At 60.7% G+C, this 17895-nt stretch carries 15 protein-coding genes; 8 read left to right on the top strand and 7 right to left on the bottom strand.

The window, feature by feature from the left end; all coding sequences use genetic code 11:
• The first annotated feature begins 30 nt into the window (after positions 1–30).
• A complete protein-coding gene (folP, locus tag WBQ96_RS13880; RefSeq protein WP_442920831.1) occupies positions 31–876 on the top strand; it encodes a dihydropteroate synthase in 846 nt (281 codons plus the stop codon).
• Between the two features lie 26 nt (positions 877–902).
• Complete coding sequence (gene folK, locus WBQ96_RS13875; RefSeq protein WP_336550786.1) at positions 903–1418, top strand: 2-amino-4-hydroxy-6-hydroxymethyldihydropteridine diphosphokinase; 516 nt, start codon at positions 903–905, stop codon at positions 1416–1418.
• A 13-nt stretch (positions 1419–1431) separates the two neighbouring features.
• Here the strand turns inward: folK and WBQ96_RS13870 are convergent, their stop codons facing one another.
• Together WBQ96_RS13870 and WBQ96_RS13865 are read right to left on the bottom strand one after the other, a co-directional pair.
• Positions 1432–1977 (bottom strand): DUF924 family protein, encoded by a 546-nt coding sequence (locus WBQ96_RS13870; RefSeq protein WP_336550997.1) that lies wholly within the window; start codon positions 1975–1977, stop codon positions 1432–1434.
• A 2-nt stretch (positions 1978–1979) separates the two neighbouring features.
• Complete coding sequence (locus WBQ96_RS13865) at positions 1980–3830, bottom strand: monovalent cation:proton antiporter-2 (CPA2) family protein (protein WP_336550787.1); 1851 nt, start codon at positions 3828–3830, stop codon at positions 1980–1982.
• Positions 3831–4138: 308 nt separating this feature from the next.
• On the opposite strand from WBQ96_RS13865, the gene WBQ96_RS13860 reads away from it, so the two are divergent.
• Complete coding sequence (locus tag WBQ96_RS13860; protein WP_165113280.1) at positions 4139–4405, top strand: hypothetical protein; 267 nt, start codon at positions 4139–4141, stop codon at positions 4403–4405.
• A gap of 59 nt (positions 4406–4464) precedes the next feature.
• Here WBQ96_RS13860 and WBQ96_RS13855 read toward each other — a convergent pair whose 3' ends face one another.
• From WBQ96_RS13855 to WBQ96_RS13840, 4 genes are all read right to left on the bottom strand, one after another.
• Entirely contained in the window at positions 4465–5019 is a 555-nt protein-coding gene (locus WBQ96_RS13855) for a hypothetical protein (RefSeq protein ID WP_165113282.1), read from the bottom strand.
• A gap of 125 nt (positions 5020–5144) precedes the next feature.
• A complete protein-coding gene (locus WBQ96_RS13850) occupies positions 5145–6236 on the bottom strand; it encodes a YcjF family protein (RefSeq protein ID WP_336550790.1) in 1092 nt (363 codons plus the stop codon).
• Positions 6233–7708: a YcjX family protein gene (locus WBQ96_RS13845; RefSeq protein WP_336550792.1), complete on the bottom strand. Its 1476-nt coding sequence runs from the start codon at positions 7706–7708 to the stop codon at positions 6233–6235. Before WBQ96_RS13845 ends, WBQ96_RS13850 begins: the two co-directional genes overlap by 4 nt.
• 81 nt (positions 7709–7789) lie before the next feature.
• On the bottom strand, positions 7790–8296 hold the full coding sequence (locus WBQ96_RS13840) for a SixA phosphatase family protein (protein ID WP_336550794.1): 507 nt from the start codon (positions 8294–8296) through the stop codon (positions 7790–7792).
• 303 nt (positions 8297–8599) lie between these two features.
• On the opposite strand from WBQ96_RS13840, the gene dksA reads away from it, so the two are divergent.
• Positions 8600–9016: an RNA polymerase-binding protein DksA gene (gene dksA / locus WBQ96_RS13835; protein ID WP_091912705.1), complete on the top strand. Its 417-nt coding sequence runs from the start codon at positions 8600–8602 to the stop codon at positions 9014–9016.
• Positions 9017–9082: 66 nt separating this feature from the next.
• On the opposite strand, the gene WBQ96_RS13830 is transcribed toward dksA, so the two are convergent.
• Positions 9083–9877, bottom strand: coding sequence for a hypothetical protein (locus WBQ96_RS13830; protein WP_336550999.1), 795 nt, complete (start codon positions 9875–9877; stop codon positions 9083–9085).
• 226 nt (positions 9878–10103) lie between these two features.
• Between WBQ96_RS13830 and cckA the strand changes: the two genes are divergently transcribed.
• The 4 genes from cckA (at position 10104) to lon (ending at position 17743) form a co-directional block, all read left to right on the top strand.
• Entirely contained in the window at positions 10104–12692 is a 2589-nt protein-coding gene (cckA, locus tag WBQ96_RS13825) for a cell cycle histidine kinase CckA (RefSeq protein ID WP_336550796.1), read from the top strand.
• 145 nt (positions 12693–12837) lie between these two features.
• Complete coding sequence (clpP, locus tag WBQ96_RS13820; RefSeq protein WP_165113295.1) at positions 12838–13479, top strand: ATP-dependent Clp endopeptidase proteolytic subunit ClpP; 642 nt, start codon at positions 12838–12840, stop codon at positions 13477–13479.
• Between the two features lie 296 nt (positions 13480–13775).
• Positions 13776–15050: an ATP-dependent Clp protease ATP-binding subunit ClpX gene (clpX, locus tag WBQ96_RS13815; protein WP_091912880.1), complete on the top strand. Its 1275-nt coding sequence runs from the start codon at positions 13776–13778 to the stop codon at positions 15048–15050.
• A 278-nt stretch (positions 15051–15328) separates the two neighbouring features.
• A complete protein-coding gene (lon, locus tag WBQ96_RS13810; RefSeq protein WP_336551001.1) occupies positions 15329–17743 on the top strand; it encodes an endopeptidase La in 2415 nt (804 codons plus the stop codon).
• Positions 17744–17895: the final 152 nt, after the last annotated feature.

Genomic DNA, 17895 nt, shown 5'->3' with positions numbered 1-17895 from the left:
CCTTCGCCTGATGAAAAAGAGCAATCGACCGTGACGACACGATGGCAGCTGGCCCATGGCCGGCACCTCGACATTGGTGACAAGGCGCTGGTGATGGGGATTTTGAACGTCACGCCGGACAGTTTTTCGGATGGCGGCCTCTTCAATGCGCCCGACAGGGCCATCGAGCAGGCGCAGCTCATGGTGAGCGAAGGCGCGTCGATCATCGATGTCGGCGGGGAATCGACCCGTCCCGGTGCAACGCCGGTGTCGCCGGCAGAGGAGCAGGCAAGGGTATTGCCCGTCATCGAGGCGCTTGCGAAGGCCGGCGATATGCTGATCTCGGTCGATACCTATCGCGAGGAGACGGCGAGGCTTGCGGTGGCTGCTGGCGCGCATATCGTCAATGACGTGTGGGGCCTTCAGCGCGAGCCTGATATCGGCAGGCTCGCAGCCGAGACCGGGGCGGGGCTTGTCATCATGCATACCGGCCGGGAGCGCGAGAAGAACCCTGACGTCATCGCCGACCAGTTCGAGTTTCTCGAACGATCCTTGCGGATCGCGCATGAGGCCGGCGTGCGTAACGAACAGATATTGCTCGATCCGGGGTTCGGCTTTGCAAAGGATTCGGAAGAAAACCTGCAGCTCATGGCAAGGTTCTCCGAACTGCACGCCCTCGGCTTTCCGTGGCTGGTCGGTACATCGCGAAAGCGGTTCGTGGGCTATGTCTCGGGCAAGGACTCCGAGGCTCGCGATGCCGCCACAGCTGCCACAAGCGTCGTTCTTCGCCTGAAAGGGGCGGCGCTATTTCGGGTGCACAATGTCGCGATCAACGCCGACGCGCTTGCCGTCGCGGATGCTATCTTCGCGCGCGAAACTGCCAAATCCTTATCTTAAGAATTCCGGTCAAGCCGAGGTTGCGATTGTCGATTTCCAAAAAAGAGCGCGTCTATCTCAGCCTGGGTGGAAATCTCGGCGATCCGGCGAAAGCCATGGCCGCCGCCTTGCGCATGCTGGACGATGACCCGCAGACCGAGGTCGTTGCGGTCTCGTCGCTCTACCGCACACCGCCATGGGGCAAAGTCGACCAGCCGGATTTCCTCAACGCAACCGCCGAGATCGCGACTGCGTTGCCGCCGCGTGAACTGCTCGACCTTTGCCTGGAATCGGAGCGGAAGCTCAAGCGGGTCCGCGAAGAGCGCTGGGGACCACGCCTCGTTGACATCGACATATTGGCGTTCGGCGACCGCACGATCCACGAAGCCGGACTGGAGGTGCCGCATCCCCGCATGCTTGAGCGCGCTTTCGTGCTGGTGCCCTTATCGGAGATCGCGCCGGATTTTTCCATAAGCGGCGTGAGCCTGGCCGAGCGCCTGAAACAGATCGATCGCGCCGGTATCGAGCAACTCCCGACGGGCAGGAATTGGTGGCGGGGCTGAAGCAGGCGCCGGCTCAGCCAGCAAATCCGCCGCTGTCCAGAAAAGCCTGTTCCTCCGGCGTCGTTTCGCGACCAAGAGCCCGGTTGCGATGCGGGAAGCGCCCGAAACGCTGAACGATATCACGGTGTTCGATCGCGTATTTCATGAAGGACTCCGGCAGAAATCGCGCCAGCTCCACCGATCGATATTGATCGTCCAGATGCTCCGAGTGTTCGAAGGGCAGATAGAGGAACACGCGCAATTCAGGGTCGATGGTCTCGTCGTGGCCAAGCTCCACGGCCCTGCGTGCGAAATGACGTGCGAGGGGATCGGTCGCGAACATATGTGCCGTGCCGCGAAAACAGTTGCGCGGGAACTGGTCGAGCAGGATCAGCAGTGCGAGGCAACCCTCTGGATGATCAGCCCAATGGTCCAGTTCGCGCCTGGCGGCGGCGAAATGCAGGTCGCGGAAGCGATCATGAAAAGAGCTGTCGAAGGTGGCGTCCTTGGTAAACCACTGGTCGGGGCCGGCCTTGCGCCAGAATTCGAGGATTTCGAGCGCGTTCCGGTCCAATTCCATCGTCAATTCTGGCTTCCTTCCGCTGTTACCGATTGTCCGAGAACGGTTGCCGTTCCCTCGTCCATTGCCCGTCCGGGGCGCCTTGGCGGCGTCAGCGGTGCCGGCACCGGCATGTTGCCTTTCATGAAGCCGCGGCCGGCCTGCAGGCCGCCGGCAAGCTGCGCATCGAGGCGGGCGGCGTCGCGCTGGCGCACGTCCTGGATGACTTCTGCCGCTTCTTCCTCATCGACGCCCAGCTTTTCGAGTGTCGACTGGCCGAAGGCGAGGGCGGATTCGAAAGTCTCGCGGAGCTGATAGTCGACGCCCGCCTGGATCAGGTCCATCGCAATGCCGCGGTCGTAGGCGCGCGCCAGAACCGGCACCAGCGGGAACTCCGCGCGCATATGCTCGGCAATGCGGACGGCGACATCGCCCTTGTCGACGCAGATCAGCACGGCACGTGAGCGGCCGGCTCCGGCCGTGTGGAGGATATCCAGCCGGGTGCCGTCGCCATAATAGACCTTGAAGCCGAATGTAGCGGCGGCCTGGATCATCTCGACATCGTTGTCGATGATGGAAACGTCGATGCCGCGCAGCAGCAATGGTTGACTGGCGATCTGGCCAAAGCGCCCGAAGCCGATGACGAGCACACTGCCTTGCAGATCTTCAGCCAATTCGACGCCATCCAGCGTCTGTTCCACGGCTGGTGTGAAATAGCGCAAGGCGACAATCGCCAGTGGCGTGAGCACCATTGAAATGATGATGATGGCGGTGAGGATGGCGTTTGCCTCTCCGTCGATGATGCCGACCGCCATGGCCGACGAATACAGCACGAAAGCGAATTCGCCGCCTTGCGCCATGATCACCGCACGTTCGAGCGCCACGCGATGACTGGACTTCAGGAAGCGCGCGACGAGATAGATGCCAAGCGCCTTAACCAGCATGTAGGCGATGACGTAGAAGGCGACCATCTGCCAGTTGGCGGCGACGATCCGCAAATCAAGCGACATGCCGACGGCGAGGAAAAACAGGCCGAGCAGGACGCCGCGGAATGGTTCGATATCCGCTTCGAGCTGGTGGCGGAATGTGGATTCGGACAGGAGCACGCCGGCCAGGAACGCGCCCATCGCCATCGACAGGCCGCCGAGCTGCATGGCCAGTGCAGATCCAAGCACAACGAGCAGGGCTGCTGCCGTCATCACCTCACGGGCCTGCGAATCGGCAAGAATGCGAAACAGCGGGTTGAGCAGGTAGCGCCCCGCAATCACGAGGCCGAGGATCGATCCCAGACCTATGCCGATATCGATAAGCCGGGTCGACCAAGTCGTCTCCATGTGCCCCGCAGCGACGGGCGCAAGAAACGCCACCGCCGCCAGGAGCGGAACGATTGCCAGGTCTTCCAGAAGCAGGATGGAGACCATGCGCTGCCCGTTGGGCGACGACATCTCGCCGCGTTCTTCCAATATCTGCATGACGATGGCGGTCGAGGTGAGCACGAAACCGGCGCCAGCGACGAAGGATTGCGACACCGGAAATCCAGTCAGGAAGCCAACGCCGGTGAGAAGCAGAGCGCAGACGCCGACCTGCATCACGCCGAGGCCAAATATCTGTTTTCGCAAGCCCCAAAGCCGCGACGGCTGCATTTCAAGCCCGATGATGAACAGGAACATCACCACGCCAAGTTCGGCGACATGCAGGATGGCAGCCGAGTCGGAAAAAATCTTGAGCCCGAAGGGGCCGATCGCAAGGCCGGCGGCGAGGTAGCCAAGGATCGAGCCCAGCCCCAGGCGCTTGAAGATCGGAACGGCTATGACGCCGGCACCGAGCAATGCCACCACCTGAATGAGATCGCTGTTCGAAGCTTCCGCCGCCATGAACTGTCCTGATTGTTCGCGCCGGACGTTTGCACGGCGAAAGGGAGATAGGTGTCAGGATAGAAGCTTACGCCCCGCGCGAAAAGCCCGGAAAGGGAGGGGAATCCGACGATGTATGCCCATCATTCTCCGCAAAACAGGTAAATCCACCAAAAAACGCCTGGCTCATCTAATTTTCCTTCCAGGTTTTCGCGTTGCAGTTGCAAACCGTCACAAACGGGCGCTAAAGCACGATTGGCTTCTGGCCAAGCGGGGGGCTTGAGACATGCGGCTGTCATTTTTGCCGTTATTTCAAGGAGAGGACTACAATGAAGAAATTTTTGCTCGTCGCGGTCGGCTTTGCCGCGCTCGCCGGCTCGGCCTGTTCCAAGGCACCGGAATGCACGTCTGAAGTGCTGACCCAAAAGGCACAGGAACTGACGACGGCACTGCAGGCCGCTATTACGAAGGATCCTGCAAAGGCAGCCGAACTGACCACGAAGGTGCAGGAGATCGGCACAAAATATCAGGGTTCAACGACTTCAGCCGATGCCTGCAAGGCCTATGACGAGCTGATCACGGCGATCAAGGGCTGATATTTTTTGATTTTTTCAGAAAGCGGACGTCGCGAGACGGCCGCTTTTTTCGTTGTCGGCTATTTTCGCGCGATCGTGCCGACAGCGGTTGCGTCGACGCGCTTCAGGCTCATGCCGATAACCGGCACCATCTGCTCATCGACGCGCACTGAAACCGTGACGTTCATCGTGTTGTCGTCGGGAATGCGCGCCTGCATCACACCCTTGAGCTGGTTGCGGTTGAGCGCGAACACGACCTTGCGGCCATCGACGACATTGCCGGAGATGATATCCAGGCCCTTGCCGGCGGCGCCATCAAGGAAGGTGCCCTTGTAACCCTTGCTGCCCTTATGCTCGACGGTGGCCGACATTTTCTGCGTAAAGACGCCGACGCGGCAGCCGCCATCCAGCGTCATCCCGACCTTGCCCGAAGGCGTGGAGCCGGTGAATGTGCAGTTGAACTTCGTGCCCTTGTACTTGCCGGCGACGATCTCGCCCGGTCCGACCCAGTCGCCTTCGACGCTCTGGAAGAATTTCTTGTCGCGCTGAGGTCCCTGAACGGTATCCGCAGAGCTTGGTGTTGCAGCGGCAAATGCCACGATTGGCAACACGGTGAATAGAACTGCGCGTTTCATCAAGGGACACCCGGAGACAAAGGAAACGTGGTTACGATTTCCTGAACCATGACCAAGATTGGTTAATGCTTCGTCACTTTGGCCATCCCACGCAATGGCTTCGAGGTCAATTTCGAAGTTCTCGATCAATCTTCCGCAGGCGTTTTTTCCGTTTGTTTTTTGGTCGCAAAGGAGGTCAGTGCGGACAGGAAGTCACCCATGCCCGGCCGCTTTTGCGCGATGAAGGGAAAGGGGCGTGCCGTTTCCATCGCAGCGATGCCGATTCGCGCGGTCATCATGCCATTGACCACGCCTTCGCCCAGCTTGGCCGAAAGCCGCGCTGCCAGGCCGTGGCCGACGATCTGCTGCACGAAACTGTCGCCGACGGCGATAGAGCCGGTAACGGCCAGATGAGCCAGCACGCTGCGGGCGAGGCGAAAGAAACCAAGCGTCCCGGGTCTGCCGCCATAAAGCTCAGACAAACGCCGGATGAGCCGGCCCGCTTCAAACACGACATAGGCAACGTCGACCAGCGCGCGCGGGCTGACGGCGGTCACCAGTGACACGCGCTTGGCCGCATCCAGGATGAGCACCTTGGCGCGGGCGTCGAGCGGGCTCAGGATTTCGGTTTCGGCAAGCTTCACTAAATTGGCGCCGTCGATGATCTCGTCGCGCAGTTCGGCAAGCGTGCGCCGGCCGGCTGCCGTATCGGGCTTGCCGGCCACGAAGGCGGAAAGTTCCTCGACTACCGCCCGCGCAGCCTTTGGATCGTCGCGGGCAACCGCATCCAGCGCCTTCGTCTGCAGCTTTTGCACCGATGCAAGGCGCCGAAGCGCCAGCATTTCCCGCAGGAGGATCACGACGAGCGCGAGTGCGGCGATGATCGCCACGCCTGCCGCAAGCCAGCCCAGCCATTCGGCGCGCTCGAACAGGTCGCGGATAAGCTGGTCCGTCCACAGGCCGACGGCGAGCGAAACCAGTATTCCCAGCGCGCCGAGGAAGATCGAGGCGAGTTTCGAATGACGCCTTGGCGCGGATGCCGGTGGCGGCTCGCTCGCAATGATGTCGGGCTCGTCGAAGACGTCGATTTCGGCGGGTGTGACGATTGCCACATCCGTCTTCATCGCGCGTGGTTTGCGCGGAGCCTCGGTGGCCGTGCGTTTCGAGGGCGGAGCAAGTTTTTCCTCGGCTGCTTCCGGCTCGATGCGGAAGGCGGCCGGCTTTCGGGGCGCGTTCATGCGAGATGGTCTCCGATCAGGAACTGCAGCGCCCGGTCCAGCCTTATATGCGGCAACGACAGGGTGACGCCCTCGGCAGTCTTTTCCAGCTTCGGCGGACGGAAGCGCACGAAGCGGATGGTCGGGTCGCCATTGGTCTGATGTCCGCTGGCGCCGCTAACTTCAAAAACTGAATCCGCTTTTGCCGGCAAGTCACCGGGAAATATGGCTGTTTCGGTCTTACCGTCGAATGTCTCGCCGCCGATGGTTTCGCCTTCCAGCGGTGTGCCGATGATGACAGGAAGGGTTTCCCGGCCTTGCTTGACGGTGCCTTCGCGCGTTGCGCGGACGGCTGCCATGGCCAGCACATCCACGTCGGCGCCCGACAGATTGGCGCGCGCGACGGCACGCTCCGTGAGGCGGCGCACGATTGCTTGAAGCCTGTCGTGGCTTTCGTGGTGCAGGTGGTCAGCCTTGGTGGCGGCGACGAGGATGCGGTCTATGCGCCGCGAAAACAGGTCGGTCAGGAAGCTGCCGCGCCCTGGGCGAAAGCAGGCGAGAATTTCGGTGACCGCGCGCTCCAGATCGGCAATCGCGCCCGGGCCGGCATTCAGCGCCTGCATAGCGTCGATCAGCACGATCTGCCGGTCTAGCCTTGCTATGTGTTCGCGGAAGAACGGCTTGATGACGTGGGTTTTGTAAGCCTCGTAGCGCCGTTCCATCATGGCATGGAGCGAGCCGGCGCGGGGACGGGCATTTCCGAGGCCGGGCAGGGGCGCGAAGGTCAGTGCCGGCGAGCCCTCGAGATCGCCGGGCATGAGGAAACGGCCGGGCGGCAAGGTCGACAATGCGCGTTCGTCCAGCTTGCAGGCTTTCAGGTAGGCCGCAAAACTCTCGAACAGTTTTCGGGCCGCCATCTCATCTGCGTCGGCGTTGGGATCGATCGTCTCGGATAGCTTTCGCCATGCTTCCGACAGATCGGTGCGAACCGGCAGTGCGGCCATCTCGAAGGCGTCGTGAGAGAATTCACTGTAGGATTTGCCCAGAAGCGGCAGATCCAAAAGCCATTCTCCGGGGTAGTCGACGATATCGACCGACAGCCGGCCTGCTGAAAACATCCTGTTCCAGCCGGAAGCGGATTCATATTCGATCGTCAGCCGCAGTTCCGAGATTGCGCGTGTCGAGTCCGGCCAGGTCCGCGCGTTCACCAGCGCGTCGATATGATCCTCATACTGAAAGCGCGGCACGGCATCGTCGGGCTGCTCTTCCAGGAAGGCGCGCGAAATGCGGCCGGATTTCTGCGCCTCGAACAGCGGCAGGCGTCCGCCCTGGATGAGGTTGTGGACGAAGGCGGAGATGAAAACAGTCTTGCCGGCGCGTGAGAGGCCGGTGACGCCCACACGCATAGACGGCGCAAACAGGCCCGTGGTCCGCTCCGTGATCGTGTCCAGCGCTATTCGCGCCTCGTCGGTGAAAGTGGTCAGAGACGCCAAAGGCCAAACCTCGTCTGTGGATGCCTCCCGATATAGGCAATGCGATCCCGATTTGAAGCGCCGGCAGGGATTTGGAGCGTCTTATGCATCCGCCGGCGTTATGAACGCTTCGAGAAAACCCTTGCCGGGAGCAGCTTCGCAGAGACCTTCGTCGAACCGGATCACGGCAAGGCCGGAAGTCGGAAAACCGGCATGCAGCGTGGTGCAGGCCTCTTCATCGCCGTCGGAGGCGACCGCCATGGCGAGATCTTCCATCATGGGATTGTGGCCAATGACGAGGATCGAGCCAAGGCAGCCGTTTTCCCGGATGATTTTCAGGTAGGCTGCTGCATCCTCGCGATAGAGATCATCGAAGAACAGGACTTTTCCAGTGTCGGCGTTGCCGGCGATGCCTTCCAGCGTCTGGCGTGCACGTGCCGCGTTGGAGCACAGGGTGAGGTCCGGCACATAGTCGCGGGCACGCATCGTCACGCCCGTCGTTTCGGCGTCTGCCATACCGGACGGATCGAGAGGTCGATCGAAATCGCGCATTCCGGGCAAGGCCCAACCGGCTTTGGCGTGCCTGAGTAGATACAGCCTGCTCGCCACGCAACCCCTCCCTTGAACGGCTTTTTCGCGTTGCCGATTGTTGGAGACGATTTAGCGACGGGCGGTCAATTGCGCAACCGAATGATGAGAAAGCCGTTGTTTCTCGGTCGGTCGCAGTAGTGATCTACTGCTTTTGATATAGGCCAATTGTCTGAATTGCTTGATTTCAGGAAAGCCTCCGTGGCGCGAAACTTGGCGGACGTTGCGACTGACAATTGCGTGAAGGGGATGTCGATTGCGCTTGTGCGGTTAAAGGTCGGCGAATATATAGGCGCAAAAAAACGGGTAATGGGGTGAGTCGAAATGAACGAACTCGTTGATGCCGCTTACGTTCCCACGGAAGACGAACCGTTTATGAACGAGCGGCAGAAAGCCTACTTCCGTCTCAAACTTGTCACCTGGAAGAATGACATTTTGCGCGAAGCGCGTGAAACACTCGAAATTCTTCAACAGGAAAACGCCAATCACCCCGATCTTGCAGATCGCGCTTCGTCCGAAACGGACCGTGCTATCGAGCTCAGGGCGCGCGACAGGCAGCGGAAGCTTATTTCCAAAATAGACTCTGCACTTCAACGCATTGACGAAGGCACCTACGGTTTCTGCGAGGAGACCGGAGAGCCGATCGCACTCAAGCGTCTGGATGCTCGCCCGATCGCCACTTTGTCGATCGAGGCGCAGGAGCGCCATGAACGGCGTGAAAAGGTCTATCGCGACGACTGATAGCGTCGTGGCAAGCAAAATAAAAAAGGCGGCTCAGGCCGCCTTTTTTATTTTCTGCGGATCAGCTCATCTTTTGTGGCTGGAAAGCTCGCCGAGCAGCTTGGTCATTTCGTCGTCAAGCGACACATCCGGTGCCTTTGCGGCTGCAGGCTTAGGCTCATCGTCGAGCGAGAATTCAAGCTCCTTCAGCAAGGACTCATCGAGCTCATCGTTCTGAACGGCTGGGCGGGATGGCTCGGCAACTGGAGCCTGGTATCGCGAGGCAGTCTGGACGGGCGGTTCGTGGCGCGGGGCGGGCGACGAAAGTGGCACGCGTGGCGGCTCCACTCTGGCAACAACCGGCGTCGGCGCCGGTGCTGGTGCGGGTCTTGGTGCAGGCGCCGGCGCGGGTCGAACAGCGGCTGCGAGCGCCTGGGCGCGCGCAATCTGCGTTGGCTGAGACGCAGGGGCGGGCTCCGGAGGGCGAGGCTGCGGTGCCGGGCGGGCCGGAACCTGCTGCTCCAAAGAGCGAGGTCTTGCCGGGGCTTCCTGCGCGCCGTCACCGGTGAGTGCAGGCCGCCGCTGCTGGGTCAGCCGGATATCGCGCTCGACGACGACGTCGGTCGGGCCGCCTATCAGAAGCAGGTGCTCGATGTCGTCGCGGCGAACGAGAATCAGCCGCCGATGGCTGTCGACGGCAGTAGCGTCCATCACGGCCAGCCGCGTCTTGCGGTTGCGTCCGCCGGCAACGAATGTGCCGAACGTCATGCTGCGCACGAGCTTGATGATGATGAGGACGATGACAAGCAGAATGAGAGCGGCGAAGGTCCAGAGGATGGCTGCCGAATATCCCGGCCCTGCAATGTTATCCAACCATTCCATCATCGACGTCCCCAGCTCATTTCGCCCGCGCGACACTAGACCGTGGACGGCAATATTCGCAAGTTGCCTTTCACGCCCTGGACACTCGAAATGCCCTAGCTGACAACGAGCCCGGTTTTTCCCTGCGCTTTTTCAGGCTAGGCCTATGCGCGTTGGGAAGAATGTGATTCAACCGGTTCCACGCCCGCAGGGGGAATCTGGGGAAAACAGGCAAGAGACGGACCGTATGGCCAAGGAAATGCGCGGCGATTTTTATCCCGTACCGATCGTCGACCAGAATACGCGTCCGGGCGCGATAACGCGCCTGATCGTCTTTATCGTCGTGCTTACGGGTGCTGCGATCGTATTCGGCATTTTCCGCGAGCGTCTGGGCGATCCCTTCCTGCTGGGCATGCTCGGCGTGCTGGCGATGATCGGCGTTGGCTATCTCTTTGCCACGGCCATCGGCTTCGTACAGATCGCGCCACGCTCCACGACCGACGAACTGTCCAAGGCCTTCGTCGATTCCATGTCGCAGGGTCTTATCGTCACCGACACCAAGGGCCGGGTCGTCTACGCGAACCGCGCCTATGCCGACATGACGGGCGCGGCAAATGCCCCCGACCTGAAGACGGTGGAAGGCCTGCTCTCCGATATCCCCGAGGCGTCGCCGACGATCTATCGCCTGGCTTCCGGCTTGCGGGACGGACAGGCGGGCGATGGCGAATTTCGCCTGTCGCAGTCGGTGCGACCCGGTGCCGAACCTGGCGCTCGCTGGTATAGGGTGCGGGCGCGCACCTTCAAGGTGCCCGGCCAGCGCCAGCCGTTGCTTGCCTGGCAGTTGTCCGACATCTCGACCGAACGGGCCGAGCAGGAGCGTTTCTTCCTCGACCTGCAGAAGGCCATCGATCATCTCGACCATGCGCCTGCCGGGTTTTTCTCGGCCGACCAGGAAGGCCGCGTTACCTACATCAACGCGACGCTCGCCGAATGGCTCGGCATCGATCTGGCAAGCTTCACGCCGGGCGCAACCACGCTGCATGAGATCGTCGCCGGAGACGGCATGGCGCTCGTGCGGTCGGTGAAGGCCGATCCGGGTACCACCCGCAATGCGGTGATCGACCTCGATCTCGCAACCGTAACCGGCGAGGCGTTGCCGGTGCGCTTCATGCACCGCGTCTCGGCTAGCCGCGACGGCATGAACGGTCCGACGCGCACCATCGTGCTGAACCGCATGCAGGGCGAGGATTCCTCAGCCGATTTGCGTGCCTCTGAGGTGCGGTTCACAAGGTTCTTCAACTCGACGCCGATGGCGATTGCCGGTGTCGACCAGGAAGGCCGTATCCTGCGCACCAATGCGCCATTCCTGTCGCTGTTCTCGAGCGTGGTCGACCGGGACGCCGTAGACCGCCATGTCAGGCTCGACACCGTAATCCACGAACGTGATCGCCCCGCTTTGGCCGCCGCACTTGAAAAGGCGCGGCAGCACCAGGTCGACATATCGCCCATAGAGACCGTGCTGCCCGACAATGAGGAGCGCCATATGCGCTTCTATGTCAATGCGGTTGCCGACGGCACTGGCGGAGAGGGCGCCGAGGAGGCGGCCATCGTCTATGCCGTCGAAACCACCGAGCAGAAGGCGCTCGAGGGCCAGATGGCGCAGAGCCAGAAGATGCAGGCTGTCGGCCAGCTTGCCGGCGGCATCGCGCATGATTTCAACAACGTGCTGACAGCTATCATCATGGCGTCGGACCTGCTGCTGACCAACCATCGTCCGTCGGACCCGTCCTTCCCCGACATCATGAACATCAAGCAGAACGCCAACCGTGCCGCGTCACTAGTGCGGCAGCTGCTGGCGTTCTCGCGCAAGCAGACGCTTCGGCCCGAAGTGCTGAATCTGACCGACGTGCTCGCCGATCTGCGCATGCTGCTTGCGCGTCTTGTCGGCAATTCGGTCAAGCTCAAGGTCGATCACGGCCGCGATCTCTGGCCGGTGAAGGTCGATCTCGGCCAGTTCGAGCAGGTTGTCGTCAACCTCGCCGTCAATGCGCGCGATGCCATGCCGGACGGTGGCGATCTCACCGTGCGAACGAAGAATGTCACGGCAGAAGAGTGCAAGGCCTACACCTACCGCGAACTCGTGCCGGCGGATTATGTCGTCGTCGAGGTCGAGGATAGCGGCAGCGGCATTGCGCCGGACGTGCTGAAGAAGGTGTTCGAACCGTTCTTCACCACCAAAGAGGTCGGCAAGGGGACCGGCCTTGGCCTGTCGATGGTCTACGGCATCATCAAGCAGACCGGCGGCTTCATCTATTGCGATTCCGAAGTGGGCAAGGGTTCGGTCTTCCGCATCTTTCTGCCGCGCCACATCGCCGAGGTGAAACCCATGGCCGATGCAAGCGGCCAGCCGACCGAAGCCGCAAGCGCGCCCGCCGCGAAGGTATCGGACGCCGCGCGCGATCTGTCCGGTTCCGCAACCGTGCTCCTGGTCGAGGACGAGGATGCGGTGCGCATGGGCGGCATGCGGGCGCTGACCTCGCGCGGCTACACCGTGCACGAGGCCTCATCCGGCGTCGAGGCGCTGGAGGTCTATCACGAGCTTGGCGGCAAGATCGATATCGTCGTATCGGACGTCGTCATGCCGGAAATGGACGGTCCGACGCTGCTTGGCGAGTTGCGCAAGCTGCGGCCGGACATCAAGTTCATCTTCGTTTCAGGCTATGCCGAGGACGCTTTTGCGCGAAATCTGCCGGCCGATGCGCAGTTCGGTTTCCTGCCAAAACCCTTCTCGTTGAAGCAGTTGGCGACCGTCGTGAAGGAAGTTCTCGAAAAATAGCTCGGAATGCCTGCAGACAGCACTTCAAGCTATTCGAACCCGCACTTGCGCAATGGTGAGGCGGCATCCTATTTAACGAGAGACATTCAATAGCAGATTCTGCCCGTCCGGTGCCGGAATCCAAATCCTGACAAAGGGACATTTAATGAGAAACCCCGTCGAAACCGCAATGAACCTCGTTCCGATGGTGGTCGAACAGACCAATCGCGGCGAGCGCGCCTATGACATCTTCTCGCGGCTTCTCAAGGAGCGCATCATCTTCATCACCGGTCCGGTCGAAGACGGCATGGCGACGCTGGTCTGCGCGCAGCTGCTCTTCCTGGAAGCCGAAAACCCGAAGAAAGAGATCAATCTCTACATCAATTCGCCGGGCGGCGTGGTCACCAGCGGCATGGCGATCTACGATACGATGCAGTTCATCAAGCCGGCCGTTTCGACGCTTTGCATCGGCCAGGCCGCTTCGATGGGCTCGCTGCTGCTTTGCGCTGGCCACAAGGACATGCGCTTTGCCACGCCCAACGCCCGCATCATGGTTCACCAGCCGTCAGGCGGCTTCCAGGGGCAGGCCTCGGACATCGAGCGCCATGCCCAGGACATCATCAAGCTGAAGCGCCGCCTCAACGAGGTTTACGTCAAGCACACAGGCAAAACCTACGAAGAGATCGAAAAGACGCTCGATCGCGATCATTTCATGACCGCCGACGAGGCCAAGGATTTCGGTCTGATCGACAAGGTCATCAGCTCGCGTGAAGTTGTCGAAACACCGGAGCCAGCGGCGACGAAATGACGCTTTGCCGGTCGAGACTGTGGGAATGACACACTTTTGACTCGGCTTGCGGCATTTCGGTCACAATTAGCTGTTTCCTCGGCGAGAGCTACGACCTACGTTAAGCCTATGTTGAATTTCGGCGGCTTAACTTTCAGTGGGGGCGCCGCGAATCGATTGCCACGTTTTCTGACTTGTGTTTCGTATGGAATACGTTGGAAATGCTGGAATGCCAGCAACGGTGGATTCCCGCGACCAACGGCGTAAGAGGTTCAGCCAGTCTATCGGCCGGGCAGTACTGAAAGGACTTGGACAAGATGAGCAAGGTCAGCAACGGCGGCGGCGATTCCAAGAATACGCTCTATTGCTCGTTCTGCGGCAAGAGCCAGCATGAAGTGCGCAAGCTGATCGCCGGCCCAACGGTTTTCATCTGCGACGAATGCGTCGAACTTTGCATGGACATCATCCGCGAGGAAAACAAAACCTCGATGGTGAAGTCGCGCGAAGGCGTGCCGACGCCGCAGGAAATTCTGAAGGTTCTGGACGACTACGTGATCGGGCAGCCCTACGCCAAGCGCGTGCTGTCGGTGGCCGTCCACAATCACTACAAGCGGCTCGCCCACGCATCGAAGAACAACGATGTCGAACTGGCGAAGTCTAACATCCTTTTGATCGGCCCGACCGGTTGCGGCAAGACGCTGCTCGCGCAGACGCTTGCCCGCATCATCGACGTGCCCTTCACCATGGCTGATGCGACGACGCTTACCGAAGCAGGCTATGTCGGTGAGGACGTCGAAAACATTATCCTGAAGCTGCTCCAGTCGGCCGACTACAATGTCGAGCGGGCCCAGCGCGGCATCGTCTATATCGACGAAATCGACAAGATTTCCCGCAAGTCCGACAATCCCTCGATCACCCGCGACGTTTCGGGCGAGGGCGTGCAGCAGGCGCTTCTGAAGATCATGGAAGGCACCGTTGCCTCCGTGCCGCCGCAGGGTGGCCGGAAGCATCCGCAGCAGGAATTCCTGCAGGTCGACACAGCCAACATCCTGTTCATCTGCGGCGGCGCCTTTGCCGGCCTGGACAAGATCATCTCGGATCGCGGCAGAAAGACCTCGATCGGCTTCGGCGCGATCGTGGCTTCGCCGGAGGATCGCCGCAGCGGCGAAGTGTTCCGCCTCGTCGAGCCGGAAGACCTCCTGAAGTTCGGCCTGATCCCGGAGTTCGTCGGCCGTCTGCCGGTCCTGGCGACGCTGGAAGACCTGGACGAGCCGGCGCTGATCCAGATCCTGACCGAGCCGAAGAACGCGCTGGTCAAGCAGTATCAGCGTCTGTTCGAGATGGAAAATGTCGAGCTGACGTTCCATGAGAACGCGCTTTCGGCGATCGCCAAGCGCGCCATCGAGCGCAAGACCGGCGCGCGCGGCCTGCGTTCGATCATGGAAGCTATCCTGCTCGACACGATGTTCGAGCTTCCGGCGCTGGAAGGCGTTCAGGAAGTTGTGATCTCCGAGGAAGTGGTGACCGGCAGCGCCCGGCCGCTCTACATCTATTCGGAGCAGAAGGAAAAGAAGGGCAACGTCAGCGCCTAAGCCCGTTTTCGCTGCAAAATATCCAGCAAACGGCGCCGAGAGGCGCCGTTTCGCGTTTCGAGGATAGGGCAAACGTTGGATAGTGCGACGAGAAGTATGCGGCTGTGTTGTTTGCCCTTGATCTTTGTTAGCCGCGCATCCAACTAACGGAGAGAGGTTGTGGGCTGTATTCCGTGCTAAAATCCCTGTACCAAACGGTGGATAGGCGGAACGGTCTGTGGCCGTTAATATGAGATTCGCGATTGGCCAATGGCGATCGCGAAATGAAAGGTTGGACAATGGCCAAGATACCCCGGTCTTCCGGCAACGCTGTTTACGCAGTCCTCCCGCTGCGCGACATCGTGGTGTTTCCGCACATGATCGTTCCGCTCTTCGTCGGGCGTGAAAAATCGATCAAGGCGCTGGAAGAGGTGATGGGCGCGGAGAAGCAGATACTGCTCGCGACCCAGATGAATGCAGCCGACGACGATCCCGAAGCCGATGCGATCTATGAGGTCGGCACGCTCGCCAACGTTCTCCAGCTTCTGAAGCTGCCGGACGGCACGGTGAAGGTGCTGGTCGAGGGTACGTCGCGGGCGCAGATCACCTCCTTTACCGATCGTGCCGACTTCCATGAGGCGAAGGCGGTGGCGCTTGTGGAGCCCGAAGAAGAAGAAATCGAGGTCGAGGCGCTCGCCCGCTCGGTGGTTTCCGACTTCGAGAACTATGTGAAGCTCAACAAGAAGATTTCGCCCGAGGTGGTCGGTGCCGCCAGCCAGATCGACGACTATTCCAAACTCGCCGATACGGTGGCTTCGCATCTCGCGATCAAGATCCCCGAGAAGCAGGAAATGCTCGGCACGCTCTCCGTGCGGGAGCGGCTTGAAAAGGCCATGGGCTTCATGGAAGCCGAGATTTCCGTGCTTCAGGTGGAAAAGCGCATCCGCTCGCGCGTCAAGCGCCAGATGGAGAAGACGCAGCGCGAATACTACCTCAACGAGCAGATGAAGGCGATCCAGAAGGAACTCGGCGAAGGCGAAGACGGCCGCGACGAGGTTGCCGAGTTGGAGGCGCGCATCAAGAAGACCAAGCTCTCCAAGGAGGCACGCGAAAAGGCGGATGCCGAGTTGAAGAAGCTCAAGTCGATGTCGCCGATGTCGGCCGAATCCACGGTCGTGCGCAACTATCTCGATTGGATCCTGTCGATACCGTGGGGCAAGAACTCCAAGGTCAAACAGGATCTCGGCTTCGCGCAGGACGTGCTCGATACGGATCACTTCGGCCTCGACAAGGTCAAGGACCGCATCGTTGAGTATCTCGCCGTCCAGAGTCGCCAGAAGAAGCTGAAGGGGCCGATCCTCTGCCTCGTCGGCCCTCCCGGCGTCGGCAAGACCTCTCTCGGCAAGTCGATCGCCAAGGCGACCGGCCGCGAATTCGTGCGCATGGCGCTCGGTGGCGTTCGTGACGAGGCTGAAATCCGCGGTCACCGCCGCACCTATATCGGCTCGATGCCCGGCAAGGTCATCCAGTCGATGAAGAAGGCGAAGAAGTCCAATCCGCTCTTCCTGCTCGATGAAATCGACAAGATGGGCCAGGATTTCCGTGGCGATCCGTCGTCGGCCTTGCTCGAGGTGCTCGATCCGGAGCAGAACTCGTCCTTCATGGACCACTATCTGGAGGTCGAATACGACCTCTCGAGCGTGATGTTCGTGACGACGGCAAATACGCTGAACATCCCTGCGCCCTTGATGGACCGCATGGAGATTATCCGTATCGCCGGCTATACCGAGGACGAGAAGGTCGAGATCGCCAAGCGGCACCTGATGCCGAAGGTGGTTCGCGACCACGCGCTTCAGCCGAAGGAGTTTTCGGTCAGCGAGGATGCGATTCGCGCGATCATTCAGACCTACAGTCGTGAGGCCGGCGTGCGCAGTCTCGAGCGCGAGCTGATGAAGCTCGGGCGTAAGGCGGTCACCGAAATCATCAAGACCAAGAAGAAGTCGGTGAAGGTCACTGCCGAGAACCTGTCCGACTACCTCGGCGTGCCGCGCTTCCGGTTCGGCCAGGTCGAGGCGGACGATCAGGTCGGTGTGGTTACGGGTCTTGCCTGGACTGAGGTCGGCGGCGAATTGCTGACGATCGAAGGCGTCATGATGCCCGGCAAGGGCAAGATGACGGTCACGGGCAATCTGCGCGACGTGATGAAGGAATCGATCTCGGCGGCGGCATCCTATGTCCGCTCGCGGGCCATCGATTTCGGCATCGAGCCGCCGCTGTTCGACAAGCGTGACATCCACGTCCACGTTCCGGAAGGCGCTACGCCCAAGGACGGCCCGTCGGCCGGTGTGGGCATGGCAACCGCCATCGTCTCGGTGCTGACCGGTATCCCGGTGAAGGCCGATGTGGCGATGACTGGCGAGATCACGCTCAGGGGCAGGGTGCTGCCCATCGGCGGCCTGAAGGAAAAGCTGCTCGCGGCTCTTCGCGGTGGCATCAAGAAGGTGCTGATTCCGGAAGAAAACGCCAAGGATCTGGCGGAGATTCCGGACAATGTGAAGAGCGGAATGGAGATCATTCCGGTCAGCCGCGTCGGCGAAGTCCTGCGCCATGCGCTGGTGCGGATGCCCGAGCCGATCGAGTGGACGGAGCCGGTTGACGCTCCGGCAACCAAGGCCGACGCGACCGACGATGCGGGCAAGACTCTCGCTCATTGAGCGCTGACGGCACGTATTTAGCCAGATGAAGTGAAAGCCGGGCCTCGTGCCCGGCTTTTTTCGTTGAAAAATCCCGGAAAACCAAGGATTCTCGGACTTTCTGGCTTGGTTGAGGGAACAGTTCTTTCTAAAGTCCGTTTCCTGCCGGTTGA

The organism is Mesorhizobium sp. CCNWLY176 (assembly GCF_037153935.1).
Classification (GTDB): Bacteria; Pseudomonadota; Alphaproteobacteria; order Rhizobiales; family Rhizobiaceae; genus Mesorhizobium_M; species Mesorhizobium_M zhangyense.
Note: the sequence above shows the minus strand (reverse complement) of the source record. Positions and strands in the feature narration are given on the sequence as shown.